The organism is Pseudomonas sp. DCB_AW (assembly GCF_026240895.1).
GTDB classification, from domain to species: Bacteria; Pseudomonadota; Gammaproteobacteria; order Pseudomonadales; family Pseudomonadaceae; genus Aquipseudomonas; species Aquipseudomonas kermanshahensis.
Map to the genome: position 1 here is coordinate 158,305 of NZ_JAPFCE010000003.1, position 12,879 is coordinate 171,183.

The window sequence follows — 12,879 nt, forward strand, 5'->3', positions numbered from 1 at the left end:
TCAGGCACATATGGGTGTAAATGTGAGAAAGCCGATCGATGGAGCTGGGTTGCTGATCATGACCAGCCTTTGCCTGCTTTGGGGTGTGCAGCAACTGTTGGTCAAGAGCACTGCGGTCGACGTATCGCCGATGCTGCAAATGATGATGCGCTCCGCTGGTGCCGCTGCCCTTGTTTGGGTGATGGCCCGCTGGATTCTGCGCGACCGTTGGGTAGCAGGCCTATGGCGCGGGGCGGGCCTCGCGGTCGGCTTGTTGTATTCCTCGCAGCTCATCCTGCTTTCACAAGGCTTGTTGTGGACCAGTGCCTCGCACATGACCGTATTTCTCTATACGGCCCCGTTCTTCGCAGCCATTGGCCTTCATATACGCTTCGTGGAAGAACGTATCGGTAGGGGGCAAGCGGCAGGGATGCTGCTGGCCTTCGCCGGCATCGTGATGGCGTTCCTGTCGCCCGACGCAGCAGAACAAGGTGTAGAACAGGCGTGGGTGCGCCTGTGTGGCGACTTCCTGGGGTTGGGTGCTGGTGCTTGCTGGGGGTTCACGCTAGTGGTAATACGCAGCAGCCGTTTGAGTCAGGCTCCCGCGACGCAGACGCTGTTTTACCAACTTGCCTGGGGAGCCGTGTTACTGCTGCCGGCAGCCTGGTTGGCGGACCAAACCTGGTGGTCGTTGAGTCAGTTCGCCTTGACGAGCATTGTATTTCAGGCGGTGGTCGTCGCCGGTGCTAGCCACCTCATTTGGTATTGGATGCTGAAAAGGTACCTTGCCTCCAGGCTCGGTACGCTGTCGTTCATGACCCCCTTGTTCGCTGTCGCCATGGGGGCGATTTTCTGGCACGAGCCAATCAGTCAGCGTTTTCTCTTCGGGACTTTGCTGGCGCTGACCGGCTTGGTGATCGCCAACTTTCCATCTCGCCGCGTCAAAGCGGGGGGATCTCGCAATGTTGCCGGTGGCACTGCCAAGAGCGAGTAACACCTCCAACGCGCACGTTGGCCTCTCCGAATTTGCTTCTAAGTTGCTAGAGCGTCAGGTGAAATAATCGTATACGATTGCAATTTATCCTATACGGTTGCTACGATGGTTGCACCCGTCTGAAGCGGTGCGCGGAGCAAGGAGCACCAGAGGTGCGACCTTTTTCGTATACGACTATCAACAATAATATTCTGGAGGTTGTATGCCAGCAGTACGCGTCGAGTTGAGCCCAGGTAGAACTCGTGAACAGAAAGCCCAATTCGTTCAGCAGGTCACCAAGATCGCCAGTGAGGTGCTTCGGTGTCCTGCGGGTAGCGTGGAGGTAGTCTTCATCGAAATTCCGCCCTATGACTGGGCGCGAGGTGGTGAGTTCCTGGCGCCGGCCCCAGGGGAGTGAGCAAGATGGGCGCTGCTCTGAGCGGTTCACGGGTGCTAGAACGTGAAGGTATGGAGTTGCCCGATTCTTTATGGGCAGCATCGGCCAGCGCAGCGCCCGCTACTCCACCTCTACTCGCAGATGCTGTGGCAGATGTGGCAATTATCGGCGCAGGCTTCACTGGCTTGTGCGCAGCGATTCAGCTGGCTGAGGCGGGCATTTCGTGCGTCGTGGTCGATGCCGCTGAGCCTGGTTGGGGTGCATCAGGGCGCAATAATGGGCAGGTCATTGCTGGATTGAAGCAGGACCCGGAGATCATCGAAAAAGTCTTTGCCGGCGATATGGGGCAGCGTCTCGTGGCATTTGGCGGGGATGCGCCGTCGAAGGTCTGGGCGCTTATTAAGCGTTACGGTATCGACTGTTCAGCCAACCGCAAAGGCTGGATTCAGCCGGCTTATACCCGTGGCGGAATCGCGGCGGTGCAGCGTCGTCATGCAGCTTGGACTCAACGCGGTGTCAAAGCTCACTTGCTTGGCGAGGGTGCGCTGCAGTCGAAATTAGGTACCGGCAAATATACACTCGGCTGGTACGACCCCCGTGGCGGCTCGATACAGCCAATGGATTACGCCAGGGGCTTGGCTCGGGTGGGTTTGGCGTTGGGAGTACGCATCCATGCTCAGTGCCACGCACGTAAGTTACAGCGCCGTAACGGGCAATGGCACGTGAGCGTTGGTGAGCATTTGCTGAAAACCCATCATGTGATAGTGGCAACCGGGGCGTATGCCGATGATCTAGTGCCTGGGCTTCGAAAATCATTTGTCCCAGTGCGTACGGCTCAGATTGCCAGTGAACCCCTTAACGCCGAGCAGCTTAAGCACATCCTGCCTGGTGGACAGGTCTGTTCCGATACCCGGCAGTTGCTCACATCCTTTCGCCTGTCTCCGGATGGGCGATTGGTCATGGGGGGGGCGGGTGCTACCTCAGGGCCGAGCCATCAGGCCATCGTGCCCTATCTGCAGCGCGCCGGTAACGAGCTGTTCGGGCATCTCGGGCCGCTGCGTTGGGCCTACCAATGGAGTGGTTGCTTCGCAGTGACCACCGACCACCTGCCGCACGTGCACGAGCCTGAGCCTGGCTTGCATATCTCAGTGGGCTGCAATGGCCGGGGGATCGCAGTATCCACATCACTTGGCTTATGCCTGGCAGAGCGGGTGATGGGCGCATCGGCGCTGGAACTGCCAGTGCCTGTGACGTCCATTGAAGGTGTAGCGTTTCACCGTTTTCACCGTTTTCACCGGTTGGGTGTCAAGCTTGCCACGACCTGTAAACGCTGGCAGGACCGCCTGCAATGAACGTGTTTCAGCTCGCTCGCAGCGCATGGCGGAACCAGCCTTGCACTTCACGCTGGGTATGTTCGATATGCTTGCGCAATAGCCTCACCGCACCTTCAGTATCACCTAGCTCGCAGGCCTGGAGGATGTGCACGTGTTCCTGATGCGAGCGCTCGTGGCCCGCCACGCTCGACACCCTCAGGCGCAGCATGCGCCCCATTTGGTCTTGCACCGAGCGGATCATTGCCGTCAGCCGTGGGCGATTGGCAGGTGCGTAGAGGCACTGATGGAACCGCATGTTGAGATCGCTCCATTCCGTTTGGGTCATGGCTTGGCTATAAGCGGCGAGCATTTCCCTGGCCAGGGCGATGTCCGACGAAGCCATGTTCGGCACCGCCAACTCCAGCGCCCGGCATTCCAGAGCGATGCGCATGTCGAGCATTTCGATGTAATCGGCCACTGTCAGGGTGGCTACGCTGGCGCCTGCGTTCGGCGTCAGTACCACCAGCCCCTCCGACTCCAGGCGCGACAACGCTTCGCGAACCGGGATCTTGGAAACGCCGATGGCTTGGGCTATTTCGTCCTGGCGAATCGGTGCGCCTTCGGCGAGCTGGCCATTGGTGATACGCCGTTTGATTTCTTCATAGGCCCTTTGCGCTGCCGTCGCGGTCTTGGGTGCGGGTGACATCGTTCGATCATCCTGGATGAGCTCGGGCGCGGTTGCCCAAAAGTAAACAGCTGAAAAGTATACCAAACATAAAAAACTTATACATTGGCAACGCCTTATAGGGGCGTTGCCCAGGAGCAGACATGAATACTTCGACCACCACGGTTGGCGTCAAACTGTCCCCGGAAATGCGTGAGCGGCTGCGCCGTGCAGCCCAAGGCGTAGACCGAACGCCGCACTGGATCATCCGGCAACTAATCCATACCTTCATCGAGCGGTCCGAGCGCGAAGAATCAGTGGAAGAGTTGCTCAACTTCACAATTCCACGTGATAACGAAGCCGTTGCAGAGGTACTTGACGGTTATAGCGATCGGCTAGGCCAGCCATTCCTCGAGTTCGCCCAGGCGATCCATCCGCAGGGCACGCTGCGGGCAGCGATTACCGCAGCCTATCGGCGGCCAGAAATCGAAATGGTACCCATGCTCCTCGAGCAGGCACGGCTAGGCGCCGACATGGCCGCCAACGCCAATGCCTTGGCAATGCGTTTGGCCGAGCGCCTGCGCAGCCAGAAGAGCGCAGGTGGGCGTACAGGCCTCGTGCAAGGGCTCTTACAGGAGTTCTCTTTGTCTTCGCAGGAAGGCGTGGCCCTCATGTGCTTGGCTGAAGCGCTGCTGCGTATTCCCGACAAAGGTACCCGCGATGCGCTGATCCGCGACAAGATCAGCTCCGGCAACTGGAGCCAGCACCTAGGGCAAAGCCCGTCGGTTTTCGTCAATGCCGCGTCCTGGGGCTTACTGATTACCGGAAAGCTGGTTTCGACCCACAACGAAGGAGGCCTCACTCGTACGCTGAACCGAGTCATCGCAAAAAGTGGCGAACCTTTGATTCGCAAAGCGGTTGACATGGCCATGCGTCTGATGGGCGAGCAGTTCGTAACCGGTGAGACCATCGCGCAGGCGTTGGCCAATGCCACCCGGCTTGAAGGAAAAGGCTTCCGTTACTCCTACGACATGCTCGGCGAGGCAGCGTTAACCGACCATGACGCCAAGCGTTATCTGGCGTCTTATGAGCAGGCTATTCATTCGATAGGTAAAGCGTCTCATGGACGAGGTATTTACGAAGGCCCGGGGATTTCCATCAAGCTCTCGGCATTACACCCGCGCTATAGCCGGGCGCAGTGTGACCGGGTCATGCACGAGCTCTATCCGCGCTTGCTCTCATTGACATTGCTGGCCAAGCGTTACGACATCGGCCTCAACGTCGATGCGGAAGAAGCCGATCGCCTGGAATTGTCCCTGGACCTGCTTGAGCGGCTGTGCTTCGAGCCCCAGCTCGCGGGTTGGAACGGCATAGGCTTTGTCATTCAGGCCTACCAGAAGCGTTGCCCTTATGTGATTGATGCCGTTATCGACCTGGCACGACGCAGTCGTCATCGTCTTATGATCCGGCTGGTAAAGGGCGCCTACTGGGACAGCGAAATCAAGCGGGCCCAGGTTGAAGGGTTGGAGGGATACCCGGTGTATACCCGCAAGGTCTACACCGATGTGTCGTACCTCGCCTGCGCACGCAAGCTGCTTGCGGCACCTGAGGCGGTGTACCCGCAATTCGCTACACACAACGCTCACACCTTGTCGGCCATCTATCAGATCGCCGGGCAAAACTATTACCCTGGGCAATACGAATTCCAGTGCCTGCACGGCATGGGCGAGCCGCTGTACGAACAGGTCGTGGGCTCTCTGGCAGATGGCAAACTAGGGCGCCCCTGCCGTATTTATGCGCCTGTTGGTACGCATGAGACGCTGCTGGCCTACTTGGTTCGACGACTGTTGGAAAACGGTGCCAATACTTCCTTCGTCAATCGCGTTGCCGACCATTCGTTGTCTATCCAGGAACTGGTGGCCGACCCCGTTGTGGTGGTCGAGCAACTGGGCTTGCAGGAAGGCAGGGTAGGTCTGCCTCATCCGCGCATTGCCGCTCCGGTCGATCTGTATGGCGATGCTCGCAAGAATTCAGCTGGCATTGACCTCTCCAACGAACATCGTTTGGCGTCGCTTTCCAGCGCGCTGCTCGCTACTGCACAGGTGGCGTGGGAAGCGGCACCCATTCTGGGATGCGACGTTGAGAGTGGTATTCGCCAACCCGTGCTCAACCCGGCCGATCTTCGCGATGTGGTGGGGCAGGTGCAGGAAGCGGTGGATGTGGATGTAGAGAACGCGCTGCGTTGTGCGGTGGACGCGGCGCCGATCTGGCAGTCGACCCCGGCGCCCGAGCGCGCTGCCATTTTGCAGCGTGCCGCCGACATGATGGAAGCGCAGATGCAACCACTCATGGGGCTATTGACCCGCGAAGCTGGCAAGACTTACGCCAATGGTATTGCCGAGGTGCGCGAGGCAGTCGACTTCCTACGTTACTACGCAGTGCAGGCTGCGCGTGAGCTGCATAACGATACCCACCGGCCATTGGGGCCAGTGGTCTGTATCAGTCCTTGGAATTTCCCACTGGCGATCTTCACCGGCCAGGTAGCAGCTGCGCTGGCGGCAGGTAACCCGGTGCTGGCCAAGCCTGCGGAGCAAACCCCTTTGATCGCGGCGCAGGCCGTGCGCATCCTGCTTGAGGCGGGCATTCCATCGGGCATTGTGCAATTGCTACCAGGTGATGGAGTGCGCGTAGGGGCGCGTCTGGTTGACGACTCTCGTGTGCGCGCGGTCATGTTCACGGGTTCCACTGAGGTCGCAAGGATCATTCAGCGTTCGCTGGCCGGGCGTCTCGACCCGCAAGGGCGCACGCTGCCGTTGATCGCCGAAACGGGCGGGCAGAATGCGATGATCGTCGACTCGTCGGCACTTACTGAACAGGTGGTGATGGATGTGGTGGCGTCCGCATTCGACAGTGCTGGTCAACGCTGCTCCGCATTGCGTGTGCTCTGTGTGCAGGAAGATGTGGCGGACCGCGTGCTTGAGATGCTCAAGGGCGCCATGGCTGAATACCATGTAGGCAATCCTGAGCGTTTGAGTGTGGACATCGGCCCTGTGATCGACGGTGGGGCGCGGCAGATGATTGAGAATCACATCAGCCGTCTTCGCAGTCAGGGGTGCCGTGTGTATCACGGGTCCCGTTTGGACCGCGATTGTCAGCACGGTACCTTCGTGCAGCCAACGGTAATCGAACTGGACAGCTTCGATGCCCTGGAGCGGGAAGTGTTTGGCCCGGTTCTGCATGTTATCCGCTACGCGCGTGAAGACTTGCCTGCACTGATGGAGCAAATTCGTGCAACAGGTTACGGACTGACGTTGGGGCTGCATACCAGGATCGACGAAACCATTGCCGCAGTTATCGACGCGGGTCATGCGGGAAACATCTACGTCAACCGAAACATGGTCGGTGCTGTCGTCGGTGTGCAACCGTTCGGAGGAGAGGGCCTGTCGGGCACTGGGCCCAAGGCCGGCGGTCCTCTGTATCTGCTGCGCTTACTCTCCACCTGCCCGGTGGATGCTGCGAGCAAAACGCTCGCCCAAGAGGATCTGCATGGTCAGGCGCAAACCAGTCTGCGTGAGCAGCTGCAAAAGCCGCTGCATGAGCTAATGGCTTGGGCGCAGGGTAAGGCAGCTGATGCGTTGCCAGCGATCAAGTCGTACGCCGACCATGCGCAGAGCGGTACCTCCCGTCAGCTTCCGGGCCCGACTGGCGAGCGAAATAGCTACGCCATTCTTCCCCGCCAGCGAGTACTGGGGCTGGCCGGCCAGGCGGACGATCTGTTGCTGCAATTGGCTGCCACCCTTTCTGTAGGTGCGCACATGGTCTGGGTAGAGAGTAACGGCGAGGCGCGCGCTTTGTTCCATCGCCTGCCGCGGTCGCTACAAGCACACATCGAGTTGTGCAATGACTGGGTGTCGGCAGATTTCGACGCAGTCATCCATCACGGTGATTCCGATCACTTGCGTGCGGTCTGTGAGGCTGTCGCCGAGCGCCCAGGAGCAATTGTTGGTGTTCAAGGTCTCGCCAGTGGCGATGCCGGGATCTGCCTGGAACGCCTTGTGATTGAGCGGGCGATCAGTATCAACACTGCAGCGGCCGGCGGCAACGCCAGCCTGATGTCGATTGGCTAAGCGCGTTGAATGACGCTCAAGGAGTAAAGATGAACGTATTGTTTCTGGGTTACGGCAAGATGGGTAGCGCGTTGGGCGACGCCTGGCTTCAGAGTGGCTGGGTCAAAGAGGTAGTCGCCCTTGATCCTGGTGCGTCTGCCACCGGCAAAGCAAAAATCTTCAGGCAAGCCGCTGATCTGCCTCATATGCGTTTTGACCTGGTAGTGGCAGCGGTGAAGCCAGCCATGGCCTCGCAAGTCATCGAGGCGTTGCCCGTTGAAGTTTGGGATCGCGCCACACTAGTGTCGGTCATGGCAGGGGTGAGCTGTGACGAACTCGAGCGCGCCAGTGGCTCGAGGGCACCCGTAGTGCGCGCTATGCCCAACACTCCCGTAATGGTGAACCGTGGTTGTACTGGCCTGTACAGTGCCACCTTGACCGACCCTGCTGCTCTTGAGCGTGTGCGCAACCTGTTCGGCGCGGTCGGCGTGGCAGTGTGGGTGAATGAGGAGTCGCAGATGCATGCGATTACCGCCATCAGCGGCAGTGGGCCAGCCTATTACCACCTGTTCAGTGAGGCATTGGCCGATGTCGGAGTTCGCTTGGGGCTGCCTCATGAGTTGAGCGCGCTCTTGGCTGCGAATACGGCGCTGGGTGCAGCCACCTTGCAGTGTGCACCAGAGGCCGATTTTGCGCAGTTGCGCAGGAACGTCACTTCTCCCAACGGCACCACTGCAGCTGCGATCGACGTTTTCGAAGCAGGCGGGGCGTTGCGCGCGCTGGTGCAATCTGCAACCGAAGCTGCTCAGCAACGATCGGTCGAATTGTCTCAGGGCAATTGACGTCGGTACTGATAACGGAGCGTTGCGGCGCTCCCTTCTTGCACACGATTCCAGCCACTCAAGGCTGGTCAGTAAGGCATCATCATGACAGCACAAGTAGGGCGCGTAGACCATCCCGTGGTAGCGGTGTGTGACTTGCAAAGTACCCGCAGCCAGTATCAGCAGTTAGGGTTCATCGTTCCTCCGAGTGGCAAGCATCAAGAGTGGGGTACAGAGAATCTGTGCATCATGTTCCCCGATGATTATCTCGAAATCCGTGGCATTGCCGATCCCGGCAAGTTCCTGGCAGGCGTCGATACCTTTCTGGAGCGTGGGGAGGGCCTCTACAGTGTTGCGTTCAATGCACAATCCGCCGATACCAGTTATCAGAGCGGGTTGGCGGCGGGGTTGGGTATCGAGCCACCGCGGCATCTGAATCGCAAGCTGGTCGTTGACGGCCGTGTACTGGATCTTCATTTCAAGACAGTGATGCTGCATCACGATCTTTTTCCAGGGTTGAGTCATGCCAACCTTTGTGAGCATCTGACCGCAGAGACCTTGCGCCAACCGGGTTGGATGGATCATCCCAATGGCGTCATCGGTTTTGGCAGGTTGACTGGCGTTGTGGAGGATTTCGAAGAAGCACGGTTTGCATATACAAGACTGTTGGGGGCAGAGCGTGTTGAGGCAGGCCGAGACCGCATCGTGTTGAGTTTTCCCGAGGGAGCTGATGTAGAGCTGATAACCCAACAGGAAGCACGTCGCCGCAGGATCGCCCAGACAGTGCGAGGCGCTGCCTACCTGGCGTCGGCAACATTGTTGGTCAACGACGTCAAAGTTACCGCTCAGGTATTCGACAGTAACGGCATACGCTACGAGTATGTGGCTGGCGATGTGTTGCAAGTGGATCCGGCAGATGCATGCGGGGCTTGCTTGTTCTTCAAGCAAGCCTAATCAGGGCTGTTTTCGTCGGCCCCTGAACGGGTGAGTCGGCAAGCTAAGCGCTTGCCGCTCCTATCGCTCCGTTAATCATCCTCGTCAGCTGTTCGACCTCTTCGCGTAGCGGCGGTGACGGGTCATTGCATCCCCAGGACTGCAAGCCTTGAATCATCCCAATGATCGCACCGGTCAGTAGCTTGAGGCGGCTATCCGGCGTCACGGTTGTACTTCGGTGGTCAGCTATCACCCATTCAAGGCAGCCAGCATATTCATCGACCAGATGCTGGACCTGTTGCTGTTGCTCCTGCGTCAAGTTGATGGTTTCGCGATGGATCAGGGTCATCCGCTTGTGTTCGCGCTTTTGAAAACACAATGAAACCTGAACGAACAAGCGCAGCCGCTCTTCACGGTTCTTCCCCCGTCTGATACTGCTGCGGGTCTCTGCCAGCAATGCATCGAGCGCTTCTTCGATCAGATCGAACAGCAGGGCTTGCTTACTCTCGATGTGGTTATACAGCGAGCCTGCTTGCATGCCCAGATGTGCTGCCAGATCCCGGAGGCTGGTCGATTGGTACCCCTGTGAGGTGAATAACTCCAGTGCTGCATGACGCAGCCGATCCTGTGTATCGGCAATGGCTTGAGGCGAGGTGGCACGCTGCATCTGCTGTCCTCCGAGCTGCAGCCTGGCTGCAGGGTTCTCCGTTCTTGTTTGATTGGCCCCCATGAGCATTCCTCGTTGCACCTTGCGTTAAAAAGATCGCTTTCTAGCCGGCTTCAGCTACGATCAAATTAATGTAAATGTGCAATAAAAAGAAATTGAGCAGGGGTTTTTGCACAATTTATCAAACCTCTCGGGACTCGATTAAAACTCTCAATCGAATTCCTATAAACCCAGTATCTACGGGGATTTACAGTGGATCCATAAAAGGATACAAAGTCAATATCCACCTGAGAGGAACACATAATGTCTGAAAAAATTGTGCAAAAATACGATGTCGCGATCATCGGTGGAGGCATCATTGGCTCCAGCATCGCCTACCATCTTTTGCAGGCGTCGCCAGGTATGTCGGTTGCCGTGATCGAGCCCGACCCCACGTACGAGTTCGCCAGCGCACTTAAGTCCTCCGGTGGTTGCCGCGTGCAGTTCACCGGCACAGAAAATATCCAAATGTCGCTGTATAGCCTTGAGCGAATCCGCAATTTCGAACACGAAATGGAGTCGAAGGGGCGTCCTGCACCGGTGGATTGGGTCGAGGGTGGCTACCTCTTCGTGGTCGAGCCTGAGCATGTGAAAGCACTTGAGCGCAACGCCCGCATTCAGGAAGACCATGGGTGTGTTGTAAAACTCCTGGATGCTGCTGGGCTGAAAAACCAATTCCCGTCGATCAACAGTGATGATCTGGGCATCGGCGTACTGACCCCGCACGACGGCTGGTGCGACCCCAACGGGCTGCTGCAAGGCTATCGTCGCAAAGCGATTGAGCTAGGTGCCCAGTACATCAAGGATCGCTTCGTCGATGCTGAGGCGAGCGGCGGCGTTGCACGTGCAATCACTCTGGAGTCCGGTGCCCGCATCGAGGCTGACGCGTTCGTCAACGCTGCTGGCGCATGGTCAGGCTTGGTCGCGGAGCGTTTCGACATGGCTTTGCCGATCGTGCCTATGCGCCGCTTCGAGCACTACTTCACGCCGGGAGCTCCGATGGAGCGCCTGCCATATGTGAAAGACCTTTCTCGGCTGGCATTCCGCTCCGAAGGCGAAGGCTTCTCCGGGGGGCTGGTCAACGGCAACGAGCCACGCGGCTTCAATTTCGAGGTTGACCACGAATATTGGGAGAACGTGGTCTGGCCAGCGGTGGCTCATCGCTTCCCGACGCTGGAAACCGCGAAGTGCCATCGCACCTGGTCAGGCCTGTATGAAGTCAACGAGTTGGATGGGAACGCCGTCATTGGCCGCTGGAACGCTGGCCTGACCAACCTCTATACCTGCGCTGGCTTCTCCGGTCACGGCATGATGCACGCCCCTGCAGCCGGTCGCGGCATTGCCGAGCTGATGCTCAAGGGCAGCTATCAGACGATCGACATGACGCGCCTGGGTTATGAGCGCGTCGAGCGTAATGAGCCTTACCGTGAGGAGGGCATCCTCTAACGCGTCATTCACTCCAGTTTCAGGCGCTCGCCTGTCCCTTGTTCTGACGGAGAATGTGGGCAGGTGGGCGCCTCCCTTATGATCAAAGCTTATGGAAAAAACCATTACCGCTGCACAGCCGGCACCGTTGACTGCGGACGGAATTGCCGAGTCGCTGCGTGAAGCCATTCTGCAAGGGCATATTGGTATTGGCGTGCAGCTCAAGCAGGAAGCACTTGCCAGGCAGTTCGGCGTAAGCCGCATTCCTGTCCGGGAAGCGTTGGGCAAGCTCGAGGCACAGGGCCTTGTGCGTCATGTCGCACGGCAAGGGTCGGTAGTAGCATCGAAATCCATCGATGAATTGGTCGAAATTCTCGACATTCGTATTGCCCTGGAAACTCGGGCGCTGCGGTTATCCTTACCCCGGCTGAGCGAAGCTGATTTCATGGCTGCGCAGGCTGTTCTGCAGCGCTATGAGGCCAGTGACATTCCCCGCGACTGGGCTGAGCTCAACCTTGAGTTCCACAGTATTCTTTACGGTGCTTGCAATCGGCCTACGTTGTTGAGGATGATTGCCGACACTGTCAAAGGAATCGATATTCATCTACGTGTGCTGCAGTCGTACTCGGTGGGCAGGAAGTCGTCCATGGCGGACCATGCTCATATTCTGGAGGCTTGTCAGGCTGGCAATACCCAACTCGCAATCAGCTTGCTCGAGGCGCACATTGCCCATACTCAGACTGCGTTGCTCGATGGGGCGCTTCTGCCAGGATTCCCGAGCCTGTAAGCCTTTCATACATTAAGGCCTCCATGATCGACCTCAAGTTTCTCACTGACCTTTCCTGCTCGGGCTCCAACATGACACTGGCGGAGCAGTTGTTTGATCTCATGCCGGACGTACAGTTTTTCATTAAAGATGCCAACGCCCGTTATCTCATCGTCAATCAAACCATTGCCGATCACGCCGGTGTTGCTGACAAGCGCGAGATGATCGGACGAACCTGTGAGGAGATTTTCGTCAACCCTGGCGTTACCATCTCGAAGCAGGATCTGCAATTGATCGAGCGGGGTACCGATGTGCTGAACGTGCTCGAGATGTGTCTGTCCTCAAGCCGGCAACGCAAATGGTGTCTCAGCTCGAAGTTCACTGTGCGCGGCCCTCGGGCAGGAGAGGCTGCATTGGTGGGGATTTCTCGCGTTTTGCCTGCCACTGCTGATCGTCACAATAGCTACAACGTGTTGAGTGAGTTCATGAATTACCTGAAGGAGAACTGCGGGGAGCCCATAATGATCATGGAGGTTGCCAGGCAGTTCAGCTTTTCCATGGACTTGCTTGAACGATTGACGCGCGAATTGTTCGGCATCACGCCCAAGCAGATTCTGACTCAACTGCGCATGGAGAAGGCATGTACGCTACTGGAATCCACTGATATGAGTGTTGCCTCGATCGTTAGTGCCTGTGGCTACATCGATCACAGTGCGTTCTCTCGCCAATTCAAGGCCAGCACCCACTACACGCCGCAACAGTACCGTAACGCCACGGCAGGCGTGCGCCGCTGAGG

11 protein-coding genes are annotated in these 12,879 nt (G+C 57.9%); 9 read left to right on the forward strand and 2 right to left on the reverse strand.

The features are described from left to right. Nucleotides 1-58 precede the first annotated feature (58 nt). The 3 genes from OO306_RS03975 to OO306_RS03985 all read left to right on the forward strand — a co-directional run bounded on the left by OO306_RS03975 (nucleotide 59) and on the right by OO306_RS03985 (nucleotide 2,701). Nucleotides 59-973, forward strand: coding sequence for a DMT family transporter (locus OO306_RS03975; RefSeq protein ID WP_265967857.1), 915 nt, complete (start codon nucleotides 59-61; stop codon nucleotides 971-973). Between the two features lie 202 nt (nucleotides 974-1,175). Further along, nucleotides 1,176-1,370, forward strand: a complete 195-nt coding sequence (locus OO306_RS03980; protein WP_265967796.1) for a 4-oxalocrotonate tautomerase — start codon at nucleotides 1,176-1,178, stop codon at nucleotides 1,368-1,370. Between the two features lie 50 nt (nucleotides 1,371-1,420). Beyond that, on the forward strand, nucleotides 1,421-2,701 hold the full coding sequence (locus OO306_RS03985; RefSeq protein WP_265967797.1) for an FAD-binding oxidoreductase: 1,281 nt from the start codon (nucleotides 1,421-1,423) through the stop codon (nucleotides 2,699-2,701). Nucleotides 2,702-2,708: 7 nt separating this feature from the next. Here OO306_RS03985 and OO306_RS03990 read toward each other — a convergent pair whose 3' ends face one another. After that, on the reverse strand, nucleotides 2,709-3,368 hold the full coding sequence (locus OO306_RS03990; RefSeq protein ID WP_265967798.1) for a GntR family transcriptional regulator: 660 nt from the start codon (nucleotides 3,366-3,368) through the stop codon (nucleotides 2,709-2,711). Nucleotides 3,369-3,490: 122 nt separating this feature from the next. Between OO306_RS03990 and putA the strand changes: the two genes are divergently transcribed. The 3 genes from putA (at nucleotide 3,491) to OO306_RS04005 (ending at nucleotide 9,207) form a co-directional block, all read left to right on the forward strand. Beyond that, entirely contained in the window at nucleotides 3,491-7,453 is a 3,963-nt protein-coding gene (gene putA / locus OO306_RS03995) for a trifunctional transcriptional regulator/proline dehydrogenase/L-glutamate gamma-semialdehyde dehydrogenase (protein WP_265967799.1), read from the forward strand. Nucleotides 7,454-7,482: 29 nt separating this feature from the next. After that, on the forward strand, nucleotides 7,483-8,274 hold the full coding sequence (proC, locus tag OO306_RS04000) for a pyrroline-5-carboxylate reductase (RefSeq protein ID WP_265967800.1): 792 nt from the start codon (nucleotides 7,483-7,485) through the stop codon (nucleotides 8,272-8,274). A gap of 84 nt (nucleotides 8,275-8,358) precedes the next feature. After that, complete coding sequence (locus OO306_RS04005) at nucleotides 8,359-9,207, forward strand: VOC family protein (RefSeq protein ID WP_265967801.1); 849 nt, start codon at nucleotides 8,359-8,361, stop codon at nucleotides 9,205-9,207. A 43-nt stretch (nucleotides 9,208-9,250) separates the two neighbouring features. On the opposite strand, the gene OO306_RS04010 is transcribed toward OO306_RS04005, so the two are convergent. Then, nucleotides 9,251-9,853: a TetR/AcrR family transcriptional regulator gene (locus tag OO306_RS04010; RefSeq protein ID WP_265967802.1), complete on the reverse strand. Its 603-nt coding sequence runs from the start codon at nucleotides 9,851-9,853 to the stop codon at nucleotides 9,251-9,253. A gap of 303 nt (nucleotides 9,854-10,156) precedes the next feature. Between OO306_RS04010 and OO306_RS04015 the strand changes: the two genes are divergently transcribed. From OO306_RS04015 to OO306_RS04025, 3 genes are all read left to right on the forward strand, one after another. Then, nucleotides 10,157-11,338 (forward strand): FAD-binding oxidoreductase, encoded by a 1,182-nt coding sequence (locus OO306_RS04015; RefSeq protein WP_265967803.1) that lies wholly within the window; start codon nucleotides 10,157-10,159, stop codon nucleotides 11,336-11,338. 91 nt (nucleotides 11,339-11,429) lie between these two features. After that, entirely contained in the window at nucleotides 11,430-12,104 is a 675-nt protein-coding gene (locus OO306_RS04020; RefSeq protein WP_265967804.1) for a GntR family transcriptional regulator, read from the forward strand. Between the two features lie 23 nt (nucleotides 12,105-12,127). Further along, nucleotides 12,128-12,877: a helix-turn-helix domain-containing protein gene (locus tag OO306_RS04025; RefSeq protein WP_265967805.1), complete on the forward strand. Its 750-nt coding sequence runs from the start codon at nucleotides 12,128-12,130 to the stop codon at nucleotides 12,875-12,877. Nucleotides 12,878-12,879: the final 2 nt, after the last annotated feature.